Consider the following 19,160-nt stretch of genomic DNA (forward strand, 5'->3'; position numbering starts at 1 on the left):
GCACCCATTTTTTTACCGGTGGATCCATCACGATGACATTAAACCTTCTGGAACTGGATTATAGCCCTGACTCAAGCCATTACTTTGAGAAAATCAGAGCATTACCTTTAGCCACGTTTCTGGATAGTTGCTCATCAATGCAGCAAGGGGCACAAGGACGCTACGACATCATGACAGCAGCCCCTTCTGATACCGTAACCGTCAATGCTGATGGTCTGTTAGTTTGGGAACAGCGCGTCACAGGGGCAGTTTATAAAGGCCATGCCGACCCTTTTACTATTTTATCTGAAGTATTTGAATCCATGCCTCCGGTAAATGATGACCGTTTCCCCTTTACCGGCGGGATTGCCGGGTTCTGGTCCTATGAACTCAATAGCCTGTTAGAGCCTGGCAGAGCCTTGGGCTGGGGTGATAAAAAGCAACGACTGATGGTTGCGGGGTTGTTTTGGTGGGCTATCGTCACCGACCATCAGGAAAAAAGCCGCACCCTGATTTTTCATTCAGGTATTGCCGATACAACAAAATCAGCAGTGCTTGAAGCGTTGCGCCATACGGGCAAAAACAAGCAATATTTTGCCTTGAAAGCCCCCTTTTCACCGACAATTTCACCTGAGCAATACGATACAGCGTTTCGTCGGATCCAGGCTTACATTGCGGCAGGAGACTGCTATCAGGTCAATCTGACACAATCGTTTACAGCACCTTACACTGGGGATAGCTGGACTGCCTATCATCAGCTCAGGCAAAGCAGCCCTTCTCCCTATTCAGCTTACCTTGACTATCCGGGAATAACATTATTGAGCCTTTCACCTGAGCGCTTTATAAAGGTTGAAAAGGGCATTATCGAATCTCACCCGATAAAAGGAACCATTGCCCGTGGCGCGGACGATATCAGTGACAAACGAAATGCGCAAATCCTGACCAACAGTGAAAAAGACCGCGCTGAAAATCTGATGATTGTTGACTTGTTGCGTAATGACTTAGGTAAGGTCTGTGAAATAGGTTCTATAGCAGTACCGAGGTTATTTGCCCTTGAAAGTTTTGCTAATGTGCACCATCTGGTCAGTGAAGTGACGGGGAAACTGCGTCCGACAATCAACTTATTCAACGTACTATCAAGCATCTTCCCTGGAGGGTCTATTACCGGCGCGCCGAAAATCCGGGCAATGGAAATTATTCGTGAGCTCGAAGCAGGTCCACGCTCTGCCTATTGTGGTTCTGTCGGTTATGTGAGCAGTAACGGTAACATGGATATGAACATTGCCATTCGGACATTGGTTGCTGATGGACACACTCTGTCCTGCTGGGGAGGTGGGGCTATTGTTGCTGATTCCAAAGCGACAGAAGAGTACAATGAATCAGTGACAAAAGTGCAGCACCTGATGAGCGCTTTACATACTATGACGAGTTAAAACGTTTGGTATTTTTTACAATACATTCAAACACAGCAAGTGATAAAACACGATTATTTAACGTGAGTTCGACGCCCTGAAATTCGTCCTGTTCCCTGCTACACAGTGCCTGGTTGACTGTAGCTTACACTAAGATTAACAAAGGTTTAGGGAGGATTAGAGTAGATCAGGTTAATAAAAACGCTATAACAACTTTATTTTCTTATAGCTTTTTTATGACTGGTGCCCGGAGCCGGAATCGAACCGGCACGGCCGTTAAGCCGAGGGATTTTAAGTCCCTTGTGTCTACCAATTTCACCATCCGGGCCATTGAAAAGGATTAATCTTTTCATATGAGCATAAAGCATTGCGCTTTATTGCCTTTATTGCGTTTGGAGGCGGGCACCGGAGTCGAACCGGCCTAGATGGAGTTGCAGTCCACTGTATAACCGCTCTACCAACCCGCCTTCATTCTGTGAAGTAGTCCTGTTAAGGCTACTTATTTCAAACCTGGAGCGGGAAACGAGACTCGAACTCGCGACCCCAACCTTGGCAAGGTTGTGCTCTACCAACTGAGCTATTCCCGCATAGAAAATGATTTACAACGTTTTCATGCGTTGCTGAGGGTCAACGTTGATTTCTATCCCTCAGAAGATGAAGCGTATTTTATGGGTTTCTGCCAAACTGTCAAGCGCTCTGTGCAACAAGGGGTCTATTTTGAACGTTTTTCTGAATGAGACTTGAACGGGCTTAAGTCCGGCCAGGCAGCTTTCAAGTAAACAACCATGGACAACAATGTCAAAATGGCAGAAATGTACAGCAGCGCGATGCCGGCATAGCCAATCCAGTTCATCACAGGTATAGGAGATAGCAGCATTAGGGTAATAGCACTCATCTGCGCTAAGGTTTTAGTCTTGCCAACAATACTGACTGCAACACTGGTGCGTTTGCCCAACTCTGCCATCCACTCACGAAGGGCAGAAATCACAATCTCACGGCCAATGATAACAATGGCTGGTAGTGTGATCCAAAGCGTATGAAAGTCATCAACAAGTATGCATAAAGCAGTAGCCACCATAATCTTGTCAGCAACAGGGTCAAAAAAAGAGCCAAATGGCGTACTCTGGCTTAGCTTTCTTGCCAAAAAACCATCCAGCCAGTCAGTAACGGCAGCCAGAAAAAAAATAGCGGCAGATACCAGGTAATTCCATTCAAAGGGTAGATAAAACACCACCACCAGAACAGGAACAAGGACTATACGAAAGGAGGTTAAAAAATTAGGAATGTTCATACCAAGTCAGTTGTATGCTGCCATTAAAAGTGATGCATACGTTACACAGTCCGCCTGTCAAGCACAACAATCTAATACCAAGATGGCAATCATTCTTTATCATTGAGCATGTATGGCGTTATAAATGACCTGAGCAAGGTGGGGACTTATTCCTGTAACCTTGGATAGCTCAGCTACACTGGCATTAACCACACCCTGTCGCCCGCCAAAATGGTTAAGCAGCGCTGATCTGCGCTTTGCGCCAACGCCAGGAATATCCTCCAGCAGGGAGCGATTTCGTGTTTTCTGTCGCCGCTGCCGGTGTCCTGTGATGGCAAACCTGTGGGCCTCGTCACGAATATGCTGAATCAACAAAAAGGCCGCCTCAAAGCCTTCTGGCTGGATAGTTTGCCCTTTATATAACAGGGTTTCCATACCGTGTTTACGGGTAGCGCCTTTGGCAATGCCCAGTAAAGGGATATCAGCCAGCACCATCTCTGTCAGGCAGCGCCCGGCCATAGTCAGTTGACCTTTTCCACCATCAATAATAATGAGTCCTGGTTTGTCTTCTTTGCCTTCCAGAACGTTTTTATAGCGTCGGTTAAGAGCCTGGTACATGGCAGCATAATCATCACCCGCGGTGACCCCTTGAATATTAAACAGGCGATACTCCTGGCTAATGGGGCCCTCTGGCCCGAAAGATACAGAAGAGGCAACGGTACTCTCTCCTTGCGTATGGCTGATATCAAAGCAGTGAATTCTTTGCACCGCGGCGGGCAGGTTCAGTAGTGAGGCCAGCTGTTCTATCCGATCCTTATGGGTGGTTTTATCAGTAAGATGTTGGGATAACTGCTGGTTAGCGTTGGTGTTTGACAAGGTCAGCCAGTTGGCGCGATCACCTCGCACATGCTGTTTAATCTGTATATTTTTATGGGCAATCTGCCCCATGGCCTCGGTCAAGGCCCCTATGGCAGGCAGTGGCTGAGGAAGAATGACTTCAGCGGGAAAATCCCGGGCATGGGCCAGGCGGATATAAAATTGGGACAGAAACTGTTCAAGTTCGTCTGACACATGGCTGTCGAGCTTAAAGTGGGGAAAATAAGCCTTATTGCCGGTGATTTGTCCCGAACGAATAAAAAGCACGTTAAAAGCCACCTGCCCTCCCCTTTGCGCCATGCCGATCACATCGGCACTGCCGTGCATTTTAGTGACTGTTTGCTTTTCCTGAACCTTCTGCAGGGAAATCAACTGATCCCTGATTGTCGCTGCTGACTCAAAGTCCAGTTGTGAGGCCGCTTTCTCCATGCGCCCGGTTAACGCGTTTTGCAACTGCTGGCTTTTCCCGTTCAAAAACTGCACCGTATCATCGATATCTTGCTGGTACTCCTCTTGGGATACGAGACCGACACAAGGTGCCTTGCAGCGATTGATCTGGTACTGAAGACAGGGACGTGAGCGATTGTGAAAGTAGTTGTCCTCACACTGGCGCACTTTAAAGACTTTTTGCAGTAGATTCAGGCTTTCTCGCACCGCAAGACCATTAGGGAATGGGCCAAAATACTGTCCTTTTGCTGTTTTTCTGCCCCGTTGATGCCGTATTTGGGGCCAGGGATGATCGCTGGTGATCAAAATATAAGGGTAGGACTTATCATCCTTCAACAAAATGTTATAAGGAGGACGTCTGCGCTTGATAAGGTCCTGCTCAAGCAGTAAGGCTTCCGTCTCGGTGTGGGTGACAATGAGTTCTATGGAGGCAATCTTTCTTGTCAAAGCCAGCGTTTTGCTGGTGAGTCCGGCGTTACGAAAATAACTGCCTACCCGGCTTTTGAGGTTTTTGGCTTTTCCGATATACAGTGTCTTGCCATCGCTGTCGCGCATATCGTAGACACCGGCTTTTTGGGGGGTTTGCTCAAGAAAAGCTTTTGCATCGAAAGGTGAGGCTTGATCTTTCTGCACGGTTGAACCACTGCGTCCATAAAAAGTGTTCTTCCATACTATAAAAAAGACGAGCTGAACGCATCAGCTCGTCTTTTTATTTGTAGATGTTTCTACAACCGGTTGTTAATCGCATTTACTGGCAAACTCAGGCAACACTTCAAACAAATCAGCCACCAGACCATAGTCTGCCACCTGGAAAATAGGGGCATCTTCGTCTTTGTTGATGGCAACAATGATTTTACTGTCTTTCATGCCAGCAAGGTGCTGGATAGCACCGGAGATGCCTATGGCAATATAAAGATTGGGCGCGACAATTTTGCCCGTTTGCCCAACCTGCATATCGTTAGGGACAAAACCCGCATCAACCGCTGCACGGGAAGCACCTGCGGCAGCACCGAGTTTATCAGCCAGCTTGTACAGTAACTCAAAATTTTCGCCATTACCCATGCCCCTGCCGCCAGAGACAATCACACTCGCTTCGGTCAGCTCAGGGCGTTCGGACTCGGCCAGCTCTTCACCGATAAAACGGGACAACTCATTCACATGCTGACTGTCAAGCAACTCCACAGTAGCACTGCCCCCGCTATCAGCCACTGGATCAAATGCCGTCGCGCGAACGGTAATGACCTTAATGGGCGCGCTTGACCTGACCGTGGTGATAGCGTTACCGGCGTAGATGGGGCGCGCAAAAGTGTTCTCATCCTCAACTTTGATGATGTCTGAGATCTGATCAACATCCAAAAGGGCAGCAACCCGTGGCATTACATTTTTGCCAGTAGTAGTCGCCGCTGCCAGTACATGGCTGTATTGTTTTCCTAATTCGGCAATGAGCAAGCTGGTATTTTCCGCGAGCTGATGCTCATAATCACCCTGATTGGCGACAAATACCTTCTGAACACTCTCTACCTGAGAAGCGGCTTCAGCCACTTGATCGCAGCGCGCTCCGATCACCAGAAGATGAATATCGCTACTAATGGCTTTGGCAGCCGCAACGGTATGAAGTGTCGCGCTGTTTAGCTGTTTGTTATCGTGCTCAGCAACAACCAGAATGCTCATCAGATCACCTTCGCTTCGTTTTTTAGTTTATCAATCAGCTCGTCAACGCTGCCCACTTTCACGCCTGCCTGGCGTTGCCGCGGCATGTCAACACGGACGGTTTCCAGTGTTGAAGCCGTATCAACGCCTAAGGCATCGGGCTGTCTGACATCAAGAGGCTTACGCTTCGCTTTCATGATATCAGGCAACTTCGCGTAGCGAGGTTCGTTCAGGCGCAGATCCGTGGTTACCACCGCTGGCAGCGTCAGGGACAGGGTTTGCAATCCCCCATCAATCTCACGTGTGACATTGACTGTGCCCTCTTCAATGGATACTTGCGAAGCAAACGTGCCTTGTGGCAAGCCTGTGAGGGCCGCCAGCATTTGTCCGGTCTGGTTATTATCTGAGTCGATGGCCTGCTTACCGAGGATAATCAAGTCAGGCTTTTCTTCATCAACAATGGCTTTTAACAGTTTGGCAACGGCCAAAGAACCCGGGAATGTCTCAGTTTCCACCTGAATAGCGCGATCCGCACCGAGGGCCAGCGCGGTTCTGAGCTGTTCCTGACAAGCCTTCGGCCCAATAGAGACAGCGACGATCTCGCTGGCAATCCCCTGTTCTTTGAGGCGTACCGCTTCTTCCACAGCTATTTCGCAGAACGGGTTGATGGCCATTTTGACATTGGTAAGATCAACATCGGAGTTATCCGGCTTGACACGCACTTTGACGTTATAGTCGATAACCCGTTTAACGGCTACTAATAGTTTCATGGGTGCGCAGCTTTCCTTTTTAGAATTTGGATAAAGATGAAAAAATACAGGCATAGCTTGAAAAATACCCGCGCCTCGCCAGTTTACCAGTCAGCCTTTGCCGGATCAAACAACTGTTTGAATCTTTTATGTGGCAAGAGAAGGGAATATGTCTGTCAGATAAAAAATTTTAGTGCAAAATCCTGATAACACCCTCAGATATCCGGCACAGTCGCTGGCTATTTGACAATGACCGATTATAATGCAGAATAAATTCAAACACATGTTTGATTTATGACAACGATAAGCGTGAACTTTGCTTGAAGGAGGCTCTATGGAGCGCGAATCCATGATGTTTGATGTAGTGGTGGTTGGTGCCGGCCCCGCCGGTTTATCTGCCGCATGTCGCCTAATGCAGTTATCACAAGCATCAGGTCAGGAGCTGTCCGTTTGTGTTGTCGAAAAAGGATCAGAGGTGGGCGCTCATATTCTGTCCGGCGCCGTCTTTGAAACAACCGCTTTGAATGAACTCTTCCCGGATTGGAAAGAAAAAGGGGCTCCCCTGAACACCCCCGTAACCGGCGATGATATCTATATTTTACGCTCCGACGAAAAAGCTGCCAAGGTTCCTCATTACCTGGTACCAAAAACCATGCGTAACAAGGGGAACTATATCATCAGCCTGGGTAATCTATGCCGCTGGCTGGGCGAACAGGCCGAATCACTGGGCGTTGAAATTTTCCCCGGATTTGCCGCGCGGTCGCTACTGTTTAACGACAATGGTGGTATCAAGGGTATCGTCACGGGTGATATGGGCGTGACAGCAGGGGGAGAACAAAAAGACAGTTATATGCCCGGGATGGAATTGCATGCCAAGTATACTCTATTCGCCGAAGGCTGTAGAGGGCATTTAGGTAAAGAACTGATCAGTCATTTCAAGCTGGATCAGGGTAAAGATCCCCAGCATTACGGACTCGGTATCAAAGAGCTGTGGGATATTTCCCCGGATAAGCATCACCCCGGACTGGTGGTTCATACCGCTGGTTGGCCATTGAGCTGGCCTATGGCTGAAAAAGGCGCTTCAGGGGGGGGGTTTTTATACCACATTGAAAATAATCAGGTCGTCGTTGGCCTTATTTCAGATCTCAGTTACTCAAATCCTCATTTCAGTCCGTTCGAAGAGTTTCAACGTTATAAAACCAACCCGGTGATAAAACAGTATTTGGAAGGTGGAAAGCGCGTGTCTTATGGTGCCCGCGCCCTGGCAAAAGGAGGGTTACAGTCCCTTCCAGAGATGACATTTCCCGGCGGTTTATTGATTGGCTGTGATGCGGGTACATTGAACGGTGCCAAAATCAAAGGTTCCCACACGGCCATGAAATCAGGGTTGCTAGCCGCGGAAGAAGTCTTTAAAGCCATAAAAAATGGCTCTGAAGGTGGCGATGAGTTAACGGGTTTTAAAGGGGCTTTCGAAGCTTCCTGGCTTTACAAAGAACTGCGCCAACAGCGCAACTTTGGACCGGCCATGCACAAATGGGGAAATTTGTTGGGCGCCGCTTTTGCTTATGCTGACCTTAACCTGTTCAATGGCAAGTTGCCTTTTACCCTTAGAGATCCCCTGCCTGATCATGCCCAGCTAAAACCGGCCAGTGTCTGCCCGGTGATTCATTACCCGAAGCCTGATGGGAAACTCACCTTTGACCGGTTAAGCTCTGTTTTTTTATCCAATACTAACCACGAAGAAGACCAGCCCTGCCATTTAAAGCTCGCTGATGAAACAGTTCCACTGAAAAAGAATCTTCCCGAGTTTGCTGAGCCTGCGCAGCGCTACTGTCCAGCGGGCGTGTATGAAATTGTAGTGGACGAAACCACTTCAGAGCAGCGCTTTCAGATCAATAGCCAAAACTGTGTGCATTGCAAAACCTGTGATATTAAAGACCCTTATCAAAATATTACCTGGGTGACGCCCGAAGGGGCTGGAGGGCCCAATTATCCCAATATGTAATTGGCAACGGCTATATTATAGGTTTTACACAGCGCCCTTTTTTCCTCCCTATATTTAGCCGCCTCTCACTCAGGGTTCGGACCCGGCAACGACAGTTCCAGCCATTGGGCGGGTAAATCCAGGGACTGTTTAGCGGCGGGTTCTCTGGCGCCCTGTTTTAATGCCGTTAACGCGCCGTTTAACACCCCTTTAAGGACCGTTGACGGCGTAGTTTCAGCATTACCTTGCGGTCGGGTCAGTACCGGCTCATTGTCTTTTGGTTCCGGGATTTGCAGCTCTTTACTCGCCCAGCTCAGGGGGGATGCTCATCACCGCACGCAACAGAGTCTGTTTCTCTTTATCCGAGGAAGGTTCCCCATTGGGTTTTGATACCAGAGGCTGAGCCCGTTGTGGTTATTTATGCCGTTCCTGTGACATGACACGTTTTACCGTGTCCACTATAGCCTGTGTTTGACTGTCAACCTCAAGGTTAATACGATCACCCACCTTTATACTCCCAAACGTGGTCAAACGCAGTGTTTCGGGAATCAGGTGCACACAGAAAGTGTTATTTTCAACAACCGCGCCAATGGTCAAGCTGGCCCCATTGAGCGCAACGTAACCTTTAGGTAGCAGATACTCAACCACATCGTCTGACACATGGAAAAATACCGTAACGTTATTTTCTTCCTTACACACTTCTGTCACGCGAGCCATAGTATGGATATGTCCAGACAGCACATGCCCGCCAATCTCATCACCAAATCGGGCAGCCCTTTCAATATTGACACGACGCCCTTCACATAACTCCCCGATGTTCGTTACCCGCAATGTCTCCCGCATTACCTCAAAAGCGACCGTATACCTGTCAATGCCTACCACCGTCAGACAGGTTCCATTAACGGCAACACTGGCGCCAATTTCTAACCCTTCTACCAACTCAGGGGACAGTGTTACGGATAACCGGACAAAATCTTTAAGGACCTCTACTTCAGCTACGGGAAATATCCCTTTCACAATACCTGTAAACATTAACGCGTTTAACCTCGCTGTTTGATTGCTATCAACCGTTCCAGCGCAACGACACTGTCCGGTGTATAACACCGGTTAAAACGATTGGTCAAAATATCTTCTGGAGATTCCCACACCGTACCTGCCACCTCATCTGGCTGACAGGTAAATTCACCATCATACTCGCAGCTATAAACCTTGCCCCAAACCTGACAATCCTCATTATTGAAAAAGAAATGGAAATGCGGCGTCAAAGTAACACGGGTGACCCCTAATTCCTCAGCTAATTCACGATAAGCTGCCTGATCATAATGCTCACCTTCAGAAACGACGCCCCCCGTCGCTGGATCAAAATAACCGGGGTAAATATCCTTTGTTAATGTTCGCTCCTGCACGACTACCTGATCTTTGCTATTGAAAACAAACACATACGTAGCCCTGTGACAGAGTTTGCTGTTCCTCATCTGCTGACGTGTAACCGAACCAAGCACATTATTGCGCTCATCAACCCAAATTACCCGCTCGTTAGCTACCATCGTCAACTTACCTCATAAGAATTATTCAACCGCCGTCATTTTGAGCGGCATGGTAACGCGACCTATTACGTATTCCTACGAACAACACAGCAATAGTGCCTGTCCAAATGACTGCGCCTGACTACACACGCAAGACACTGACAACCTCCTGCTACAGTGGCGAGAAGCCTTGGAGCCTGTCGGACGTATGCTTTCGAGCATAAAATTCAGTAGGGCGAGTCAGAATTTTCGATCAATTTGCGCGAATAGTTGACCTATTTAAGCAAATTGATCGGAAATTCTGGCCACGCTTTCTCGCGCTTTATCGCGCTTCCTGGATTTCAGGCCGAAATTGTCTTAAGTCCGACAGGCTCCTTGTGTTTAGTTGCGTTTGCGCTTTTCAAGGGCGTCCGCAGCCCTTTGACCGATGATCAGCACGTACCGGACTGTCGCCCGGCAAAAGATATTATTCAACATCCGTTAAAAAATGATCCACTTTCGCTATAATCCCAAAACTAGCCGCGATAACAAACAAACGATAGAAAACAATCGCGTATAATACCAAATGGCATTTTTAACAATGAGCATGGTAATGCTTGGACCATTGGTAGAACACCTGATAAACATGACAACAAGCTGTTGAGGTGAGAATTTGAAACCTGTCAAAGTGGGTATTTGCGGATTAGGGACTGTGGGGAGTGGCACATTTAACGTCCTGAACCGTAACCAGGACATTATTGCCGCCCGTGTCGGACACCCTGTTATCATTGAGCAAGTGGCGGTCCGGCACGACAATCACGCCTGTGATACGTCAGGCACAATGGTCACTCGCGATATCTTTGACATTACACGAAATCCAGACATTGATATTGTCGTCGAGCTTATTGGTGGTTATGAAACAGCCAAAGAACTGATATTAAGCGCCATCGAACAGGGTAAGCATGTGGTTACCGCTAACAAAGCCCTGATTGCCGAACACGGCAACGAAATCTTCAAGGCCGCTAAAAAGCACAATGTCCTGGTCGCTTATGAAGCCGCCGTCGCAGGCGGCATTCCCATCATCAAATGCCTGCGTGAAGGATTGGCAGCTAACCGGATACATTCGCTGGCAGGCATTATCAATGGTACAGGTAATTATATCCTGACTGAAATGGGTGACAAACAACGCCCGTTCAGTGATGTACTGAAAGAAGCGCAAACACTCGGTTATGCTGAATCCGACCCAACCTTTGATATTGAAGGGATTGATGCCTGTCACAAACTCACTATTATGGCCTCCATTGCCTTTGGAATTCCCCTTCAGTTTAATCAAGCCTACACTGAGGGAATATCCCTTATTACCCCCCTTGATATCCAGTACGCAGAAGAATTGGGATACCGTATCAAGCACCTGGGGATTGCCCGACGCCAGGAAAAAGGCATTGAAATCCGCGTGCACCCCGCATTGATACCTGCCTCAAAGCCAATGGCAAACATCAATGGTGTACTTAACGCTATTGTTGTTAACAGTGATGCCCTTGGTCAGACCCTTTATACTGGCCCTGGTGCAGGGTCTGAGGCCACCGCGTCATCTGTCATCGCCGATATTATGGATATCGCCCGCACGACGCAATCTCCCGAGGCTGCCGTACCCGCCCTTGGCCACATTGACGAAGTACCGCGCTTTTCAGAACCTGTTGTCCCTATTGAGCAAATAAAAACCCGCTATTACCTGCGTATACACGCAGAGAACCACCCAGACAGGATGAACGCGATGACTGACATCCTCAGTACCTACGGTATCAATGTGACTGCTATCTCCCAAAAGTCTGTGGCAAACAAAGAGCAATATGCCGATATTGTTATCGAAACCGGGCGCTTCAATGAAGCTGTCATTAACCGGGCCATCGACAGTATAGAGTCGCTAACCGGCGTCCAGGCGCCGGTCACCCGCATACGTATAGAAACCACGGACTCTGAATAGGGCTTTATTGTGAAATATATCAGCACCCGCGGCAAAAAAACCAACACCAAGAGGTTTCAGGAGGTATTACTTAAAGGCCTCGCTGACGACGGTGGCCTGTTTGTGCCTGAAGCACTGCCTCAGTTTTCCCCGGAAAAAATCAGTGAGCTTCAGACGCTTAGTTATGCTGAGCTGACCTATGAAATTATTCATCCTTTCGTTGGTGACGATATTCCCAAGGACGTACTGAAAACAGCCATCAATGACAGTTATGCCGCATTTAATCATCCGGCGGTGGCGCCTTTGCGGCAACTGGATACGAATACCTGGGTACTTGAATTATTTCATGGGCCAACCCTGGCATTTAAAGATTTCGCACTTCAGCTGCTAGGCCGACTTCTCGACTATGCGCTTGAAGAAAACGGACAGCGAGCCATCGTACTTGGTGCCACCTCAGGTGATACGGGTGCTGCTGCTATTGAAGGCTGCCGGCACAGTAAAAATCTTGATATCTTCATTCTTCACCCTCACAACCGGGTGTCAGACGTGCAACGCCGTCAAATGACAACTGTCCTTGCTCAAAACGTTCATAATATTGCCATTGAAGGCAACTTCGATGACTGCCAGGAACTGGTCAAGCAAAGCTTTGCTGATCAATCCTTTTTGCCAGAAGGCCTGCGACTTGTTGCTGTCAACTCCATCAACTGGACGCGCATTATGGCTCAGGTGGTCTACTACTTCTATGCGGCTACCCGGTTAGGCGCTCCTCAAAAGTCCATCACTTTTTCTGTGCCTACGGGGAACTTTGGGGATATTTATGCCGGTTTTATTGCCAGGGGCATGGGGTTACCCATTGAGAAACTGATTGTCGCTACTAATCAAAACGATATTTTACATCGCTTTTTCCAGAATAATGACTACAGCAAAAAGGCGTTGCAACAAACTCTCTCACCCAGCATGGATATCATGGTCTCCAGCAACTTTGAACGACTACTGTTTGACCTGCACGGTAACGAGGGTGATACCATCAGCAAGCTCATGGCACAGTTCCAGCAAAACGGCCAACTGCATGTGAATGATAAAATCTGGCAACAAGCTAAACAACTGTTTGGAAGCTATTCGAGTGATAACAACAGCATTTGTGAAACGATAAAAACACTCTATCAGCAAACAGCGTATATAGCAGACCCCCATACGGCAACAGGTATTCGAGCCTGTAACGAGCTCGGCAATGCAACAACGGCCACCGTGGCACTAGCAACAGCTCACCCGGTTAAATTCTCCGATGCAATTACCAAAGCAGGGCTACCCGTACCAGCACTGCCTGAATCCATGAGTGACTTATTGACCCGCACAGAAAACTATCGTCTGTTAGGAAATAGTCTTCATGCGTTAAAAACAGACATCTGTGCTTATATCAAACAGTATTGAGGTTCTGTTGCATGTTGATGATCTTGTGTCTGATACCTCAAAACCCGGGAGGCACTTGCCATCAGCCATCAGTCTCACACACGTTCTCAGACAGGGTTAAGGGCGCTGAGCATTGCATTCACTGTTCAAGTCATTCAACACGGCATGAGGCTTGTGTGAGGAACCGGACTCATATACAGTCCGGCCTTTATCCTTATGCTTTATTGAAAGTGGAACGTTATGCACGGTGTATTCCTTGACCAATCAACCCTGAATCCACAGGATCTGGACCTTTCCCCACTGCAACGTTCACTGGACACCTTTTCCACCTACGATCACACATCCAATGAGACGGTTATAGAACATATCAATACCGCTGAGGCCGTCATTACTAACAAAGTGGTGATCAACCGAAACACAATGCTTGCCTGCCACAACCTCAAGTTGATTTGCGTCAGCGCCACCGGTACCAATAACATTGATCTGGATGCTGCCCGAGATCTGGGGATTTGCGTAAAAAATGTAACAGGGTATGCCACCCCCTCGGTGGTGCAGCACACTTTTGCCTTGCTACTGGCGTTAACCACCAACTGGCATCAATACCATCAAGGCGTAAAAAGAGGTCACTGGTCACGCAGCCCATTCTTTTGCCTGCTGGATTACCCCGCCACTGAGCTGGCAGGTAAACAGCTTGGCATTATTGGGTATGGGGAGCTGGGGCAAGGTGTCGCCCGAGTAGCGGAAGCTTTTGGTATGCGGATTGCCGTGGCTGAGTCTTTACGGAGGGATGCCATGCCAGTGAGTGGTCGCATTCCCTTTGATCAGTTAATTGCTGAATCAGACGTGATAACCGTACATTGTCCTTTATCTGATGAAACCCGCAATTTGATTGATGCCCACGTATTCAAGGCAATGAAAAACTCTGCTTTCCTGATCAATGTATCACGGGGGGATATAGTCAATGAATCCGATTTGCTCGCTGCCCTGGAACAGGAAGAAATAGCCGGTGCCGCCCTGGACGTCTTGAAGGAAGAACCTCCCTCTGTGAATCATTCATTAACGACCTCTTCCCACCCCAATCTGATTATTACCCCACACAGCGCATGGGTAGCCAAAGAGTGTCGTCAGCGGTTAGTGAATGCTGTTGCTAAAAACATTGAAGAATTCCGGTTAAACGCTCGAAAGTAGCCTTGACTGCCCCTGACTTGAGTATCTCATAAATTGTCTATCCGTTTCCGAAAGAGTACTCCCGCCAAGCCAGGCGGGAGGTAAATTTCGTCTAACATTCTGCTAATATCCTTTCCGTCGTTGAAGACCTACCCTCGGGCAGAGGGGAAGTAAAGTCTGTGGCGTTAATGTAAGTCCCTCGTGGCTGTAACGTCGAAGCAGAAACCTGCGTAAACTCACAAGAAAGTAACGCCCCAGTAATGGGAATCCTACAGCGACCTGGTTGGAGGAGAATGTCAACCAGAGATAAGACTGCTGGAGTAGAATTGGGATAAGATATTCATCCAGCAATATGATTGTATAATTATTAGAAAAGTACGTAAAAAAAACGGTAAGAGTATGAGTCAGGGATTCACTGCTGCCCATCTTTTAATCTGAATTCAGCGGTTAAATGCCATTTTCTCCTCGAGGAAACAGGCTTTTAGGAGCCTGTCGGGCTTAAGCCATTCAACAGCGGTCAACTGCTGAATACAAATTAAAAGTTCGCGCATAGCGAGGATCAAGATAGACCGCCAGTTTGTACCTCGATTAACTCAAGGTCATACTTCTGCGGATTCTCCAGAGTGTGAACCACTCCTGTGGGAATATAAATGGACTGATTTTCTGTAAGGCATATTTGCTCTTCCGCGCGCGTGACTTGTGCAGTGCCCACCATAACAATCCAGTGTCTGGCACGGTGAAAATCCTTTTGCAGAGAAAGCTTCTCACCCGGCCTCACGGTAATCCGACTGATCTGAAACTCCGTCCCTTCATCAAGGGCATTATATCCCCCCCAGCAATGGAGAACGTGTCGGTGAAACATTGCCTCTTTTCGCCCTGATGCTTTTAGGTGTTCCACTACTTTTTTTACATTTTGCACCTTATCTTTGGCTGCAATTAAAATAGCATCATCACTTTCACTGATCACCAGGTTCTCAATACCCACCGTGGCAATCAGTTTTTTTTCACTACGCACATAAGTATTTTGGGTATCATACAGCAAGACATCACCTGAAGTGGTATTGCCTTTTTTATCTTGCTCAGCAATGATAGCAAGGGATGACCAGGTACCAACATCTGACCAACCGGCATCCAGAGGCACTAACGCGGTCTCTGCCGTTTTCTCAATCACTGCCACATCAATAGAAAGATTTGGCAAGCGTTTAAAAGCACTGTCATTCACCCGGGTAAAATCGCCTGTTTGCTGAGCTGTATTCAATGCTTGCTGACAAATTGCCAGCATAGCAGGCTGATAGCGTTTCAACTCCCGCACATAGGAGGATGCCCTGAAAATAAACATGCCAGAGTTCCAGTAATAACCACCCGAGTCAAGATAAGCCTTCGCAGTGATACTATCGGGTTTTTCGACAAATTCACTGACACAAAAAACACGGTCCTTACTCCCTGAGCACTGAGCATGGTCAACCCTGATATAGCCATACTCCGTTTCAATTCGTGAAGGCACCACGCCAAGCAGGATCAGTTTGCCCTCACTGGCTGCCTTTGTTCCAGCCTCAACCGCACGATGAAATGCCGATACATTGTTAACGACATGATCTACCGGCAGCACTAACAATAATGGGTCTTCCTGATCCTTAAGTGCTGTTAATGCCGCTAGTGTAACGGCAGGCGCGGTATTACGCCCAACTGGCTCTAAAATAATACCCAGTGGTTGCTTCCCTGCCTGACGGAACTGTTCTGCCACTAAAAACCGACAAGTTTCGTTGGCAACCACCAAAGGGGCTGTCAGGTTTTCTATTCCTTCCAGGCGTATCAACGTATTTTGAAAAAACGTCTGTCCATTCACCAGTGAGAGAAAGGCTTTTGGGCAAGCTGTCCGTGACTGCGGCCATAAACGACTGCCTGAACCTCCGCAGAGGATGACAGGGGTAATATCCATATTGAATACGCCTGAAAATCAGAAAATACGACTATTTTTTACTACTTTTCCTATATTGTACAAAAAGGTTCATTGTCGAGCTATTACGTTCCAGCTAAATAATCAAAGCTGGTCAGACATTGACTATGATCAACATGCCTGCTTTTTCAAATGAGTTTTGGTTTAGTCGAGCACAATGATTCGACTCTCTCTACTTCTACTTAGATAGTCTGAAAGAATAAACAGAACCAGTGAGTACAATACATTCACTTTTTTGAATGTATTATTACTTTTAAGGTAGAGAACTTCATTTGATATTGATACTCCCATCGCTTATCAGCATTCTGAAAAGCTGCGCCAGACCAACTGGCACAGAAGCAGCAAAACAACTTTTTTATTGACCCTTAAGACTGGAGCTAACGGCTTTTACCAAGGTTAACACTCTGTGACGCCCCTCGTGATAGCCATTTCCCCATAAGAAAGGTTAGCAAAAAGCAGGTAATGCCCGGAATTGCCCAACTCAGGTGTTGCTGGTATCCGGGTAATATGGACAGAAGTTCAGCCATAGGTCGAAACGCGGGCATCATCTGTGCTGCGTCCAGCAGACTGAACACAAAAACAACCAGGAGTGTGGGCCGGTAAACAAGAACAGGCATGGAAAGAATAGGTTTGCAAATACCCATTAAAATAAATGAAATGCACAAGGGATATAGCAAAAAAAGCACAGGCGTAAACAGTTGAATAATCTCGTTGAGACCCTGGACTGCCAGTACCACACAAATAATAGAAACCGCTGTCACAATCCAGAAGTAGCGCAGAGAGGGTAGCAGTTGAGAAAAGTACTCACTGGCCGCTGTGATACAACCCACTGCCGTGGTCAGGCAAGCGAGAATGACGACCGCTGCCAGGAAAATATTACCCACATGTCCTAGCAAATGATCCACATAAACGGTGAGTATGTCGCCGCCGTTGGCTGGGTTTACCACCATCTCTCTTGATGTAGCACCGAGGTAAAACAAGGAAATATAAACCAGGGCCAAACCAGTAGCAGCAATAATTCCAGTAAAAATGCTGTAACGAACCAGAGCACGGTGTTCGGAAATACCGTGAGACTGGAGGTTGGTGATAATGACAATACCAAACATCAGTGCAGCCATGGCGTCCATTGTCAGGTAGCCCTCCAGAAAGCCATGCAGTACGGGTTCGTTCTGATATTGACCCAAAGGAGCACCTGCCGCGCCTGATACTGTGAGCAGAGGGGAAATGCCCAGGACAGCCAACAGCAGAATAAGTGCCGGTGTGATCCACTCACCCACTTTCTCAAGCAGCCGACCGGGATTGAGGGCCAGATACCAGGCTATAAAGAAAAAAGCCAGTGAAAACAGCAGACGAGTCCAGGTACTGCCCGCATAGCCCAAAAAAGGTTGTACACCAATTTCAAAAGCGACCATGCTTGTTCGTGGTACGGCATAAAGTGGGCCGATGATAAGAAAGATACAACTGCCGATGAGCACCATTAACCCGTAAGGGAGTTCCTTTGCCAAGGCGCTAAACCCACCGCCAACCTGAGAAATGGCAACAATACCCAGTAAAGGGAGTCCAACACCGGTCATTAGAAATCCGGCGGCAGCCAGCCAGGCGTGCTCACCGGCGAGATAGCCTATCATGGGCGGGAAAATAAGGTTGCCGGCCCCCAAAAACATGGCAAAGGCCATAAAACCCATGCCAATCAGCTTTTTTGTGCTTAATACCTGTCTCATTGTTATGTTTACCTGTCCTTAAAATAACGGCCTGGCCAATAGCTTGACACATGCTTTATCGTAAGTTTTATTTTCTTACAATGTAGCAGGATATTTGCCCTGCAGAAGGGACTGTTGGGTAATTGTAGCCTTTCCCCGGTATTATCTTTGTCTGGGCATACCAGTAAGCAATAATGAAAATACTTGTTTTTCAGTGAATTTTTAGTCATCTTTCGGCGCTCAAAATTATATTGACAAGCCAACAAAATTTACCTGCAAAAAGCCCAGGGGCACGGCGCATTCAACGAACGCACGGAAACACGCTGAATTGATGGAGCATTCCCTAACCCTGAAAGTGCTGCAAGCGTGAAAAAAACCAGAAATAAAACCCCATCATCTGCCGCTTTATAGCTCAAACCTTAGCTTGGTCAAAAAAATGAAAAATAATGAATAAACATAGTCTGAATAATCACATTCGTTAGCAGAATCGAAAATAATGTTCAGGCGCTAAACCCAGCATCTTGACATCATACCAATGGCCTTTTCTAACAACCTTAGCGCACAAAAAGCTGAACGTAAGAACAGAATAAAACCTGCTATTGCGAGGCGTTTCAATGCGGCACTGGTGTTCAGCTTGCCAGCGCAATAACATAGTCAGAATAGGTCATTGGTATCACTTGATATATAAGAAACAATTATGGGTAGCAGGCAATGAACGACTTTTTCGACGCCCTCAAACAATATGCAGTTTTTCGCGGCCGAACCCGCAGAAGGGGCTACTGGTTATTTCATCTGGTGTATTTTGTCTTGTTTGGCCTTATGACAGTTATGGATAATCTACTGGGTACGCCGTTTTTTGTGTATCTTATGGCCGCGGCCCTGACCATTCCGAGCCTGGCGGTATCCACTCGGCGTCTGCATGATAGTGGGCGCAGTGGTTGGTGGCAACTGATTAGCCTGATTCCTTTTGTGGGTTTTGTCATACTGATTTATTTTTTTGTGCAACCCTCAGATAACGATAACGCTTATGGCCTTTCACCATTGACCTCCTCATAATGTGGTTCGTGGAAATCTGGAGATGCCAGGAGCCT

14 protein-coding genes and 3 tRNA genes are annotated in these 19,160 nt (G+C 47.5%); 6 read left to right on the forward strand and 11 right to left on the reverse strand.

Going from position 1 to position 19,160, the window contains the following annotated elements; translation table 11 throughout:
- The first annotated feature begins 32 nt into the window (after nucleotides 1-32).
- Complete coding sequence (gene pabB, locus V4C51_RS03135; protein ID WP_330924670.1) at nucleotides 33-1,412, forward strand: aminodeoxychorismate synthase component I; 1,380 nt, start codon at nucleotides 33-35, stop codon at nucleotides 1,410-1,412.
- Between the two features lie 220 nt (nucleotides 1,413-1,632).
- Here pabB and V4C51_RS03140 read toward each other — a convergent pair.
- The 7 genes from V4C51_RS03140 to V4C51_RS03170 form a co-directional block, all read right to left on the reverse strand.
- A tRNA-Leu gene (locus V4C51_RS03140) sits at nucleotides 1,633-1,719 on the reverse strand.
- A gap of 65 nt (nucleotides 1,720-1,784) precedes the next feature.
- A tRNA-Cys gene (locus V4C51_RS03145) sits at nucleotides 1,785-1,858 on the reverse strand.
- Between the two features lie 44 nt (nucleotides 1,859-1,902).
- Nucleotides 1,903-1,978 (reverse strand) — tRNA-Gly (locus V4C51_RS03150).
- Nucleotides 1,979-2,103: 125 nt separating this feature from the next.
- Entirely contained in the window at nucleotides 2,104-2,682 is a 579-nt protein-coding gene (gene pgsA / locus V4C51_RS03155) for a CDP-diacylglycerol--glycerol-3-phosphate 3-phosphatidyltransferase (RefSeq protein ID WP_330924671.1), read from the reverse strand.
- Between the two features lie 99 nt (nucleotides 2,683-2,781).
- Entirely contained in the window at nucleotides 2,782-4,617 is a 1,836-nt protein-coding gene (gene uvrC / locus V4C51_RS03160) for an excinuclease ABC subunit UvrC (RefSeq protein ID WP_330924672.1), read from the reverse strand.
- 105 nt (nucleotides 4,618-4,722) lie between these two features.
- On the reverse strand, nucleotides 4,723-5,655 hold the full coding sequence (locus V4C51_RS03165; RefSeq protein ID WP_330924673.1) for an electron transfer flavoprotein subunit alpha/FixB family protein: 933 nt from the start codon (nucleotides 5,653-5,655) through the stop codon (nucleotides 4,723-4,725).
- Entirely contained in the window at nucleotides 5,655-6,404 is a 750-nt protein-coding gene (locus V4C51_RS03170) for an electron transfer flavoprotein subunit beta/FixA family protein (RefSeq protein ID WP_330924674.1), read from the reverse strand. Before V4C51_RS03170 ends, V4C51_RS03165 begins: the two co-directional genes overlap by 1 nt.
- 313 nt (nucleotides 6,405-6,717) lie before the next feature.
- Here V4C51_RS03170 and V4C51_RS03175 point away from each other — a divergent pair, with 313 nt between their 5' ends.
- On the forward strand, nucleotides 6,718-8,388 hold the full coding sequence (locus V4C51_RS03175; RefSeq protein WP_330924675.1) for an electron transfer flavoprotein-ubiquinone oxidoreductase: 1,671 nt from the start codon (nucleotides 6,718-6,720) through the stop codon (nucleotides 8,386-8,388).
- A 393-nt stretch (nucleotides 8,389-8,781) separates the two neighbouring features.
- On the opposite strand, the gene V4C51_RS03180 is transcribed toward V4C51_RS03175, so the two are convergent.
- Complete coding sequence (locus tag V4C51_RS03180; protein WP_330924676.1) at nucleotides 8,782-9,399, reverse strand: riboflavin synthase subunit alpha; 618 nt, start codon at nucleotides 9,397-9,399, stop codon at nucleotides 8,782-8,784.
- 8 nt (nucleotides 9,400-9,407) lie between these two features.
- A complete protein-coding gene (gene yfcD / locus V4C51_RS03185; RefSeq protein WP_330924677.1) occupies nucleotides 9,408-9,914 on the reverse strand; it encodes an NUDIX hydrolase YfcD in 507 nt (168 codons plus the stop codon).
- Nucleotides 9,915-10,545: 631 nt separating this feature from the next.
- On the opposite strand from yfcD, the gene V4C51_RS03190 reads away from it, so the two are divergent.
- The 3 genes from V4C51_RS03190 to V4C51_RS03200 all read left to right on the forward strand — a co-directional run bounded on the left by V4C51_RS03190 (nucleotide 10,546) and on the right by V4C51_RS03200 (nucleotide 14,433).
- On the forward strand, nucleotides 10,546-11,856 hold the full coding sequence (locus V4C51_RS03190) for a homoserine dehydrogenase (protein WP_330924678.1): 1,311 nt from the start codon (nucleotides 10,546-10,548) through the stop codon (nucleotides 11,854-11,856).
- Between the two features lie 9 nt (nucleotides 11,857-11,865).
- On the forward strand, nucleotides 11,866-13,266 hold the full coding sequence (thrC, locus tag V4C51_RS03195) for a threonine synthase (RefSeq protein ID WP_330924679.1): 1,401 nt from the start codon (nucleotides 11,866-11,868) through the stop codon (nucleotides 13,264-13,266).
- A gap of 219 nt (nucleotides 13,267-13,485) precedes the next feature.
- The gene (locus tag V4C51_RS03200; RefSeq protein ID WP_330924680.1) at nucleotides 13,486-14,433 is read left to right on the forward strand and encodes a D-2-hydroxyacid dehydrogenase; all 948 of its coding nucleotides are present in this window, start codon (nucleotides 13,486-13,488) and stop codon (nucleotides 14,431-14,433) included.
- A 538-nt stretch (nucleotides 14,434-14,971) separates the two neighbouring features.
- Here V4C51_RS03200 and V4C51_RS03205 read toward each other — a convergent pair.
- Nucleotides 14,972-16,351: a mannose-1-phosphate guanylyltransferase/mannose-6-phosphate isomerase gene (locus tag V4C51_RS03205; protein ID WP_330924681.1), complete on the reverse strand. Its 1,380-nt coding sequence runs from the start codon at nucleotides 16,349-16,351 to the stop codon at nucleotides 14,972-14,974.
- Between the two features lie 395 nt (nucleotides 16,352-16,746).
- Nucleotides 16,747-18,090: a branched-chain amino acid transport system II carrier protein gene (brnQ, locus tag V4C51_RS03210; RefSeq protein ID WP_330924682.1), complete on the reverse strand. Its 1,344-nt coding sequence runs from the start codon at nucleotides 18,088-18,090 to the stop codon at nucleotides 16,747-16,749.
- Between the two features lie 690 nt (nucleotides 18,091-18,780).
- On the opposite strand from brnQ, the gene V4C51_RS03215 reads away from it, so the two are divergent.
- Nucleotides 18,781-19,125, forward strand: a complete 345-nt coding sequence (locus V4C51_RS03215) for a DUF805 domain-containing protein (protein ID WP_330924683.1) — start codon at nucleotides 18,781-18,783, stop codon at nucleotides 19,123-19,125.
- Nucleotides 19,126-19,160: the final 35 nt, after the last annotated feature.

Source organism: Candidatus Sororendozoicomonas aggregata (assembly GCF_031528575.1).
In the GTDB taxonomy this organism is placed as follows: domain Bacteria; phylum Pseudomonadota; class Gammaproteobacteria; order Pseudomonadales; family Endozoicomonadaceae; genus Endonucleibacter; species Endonucleibacter aggregata.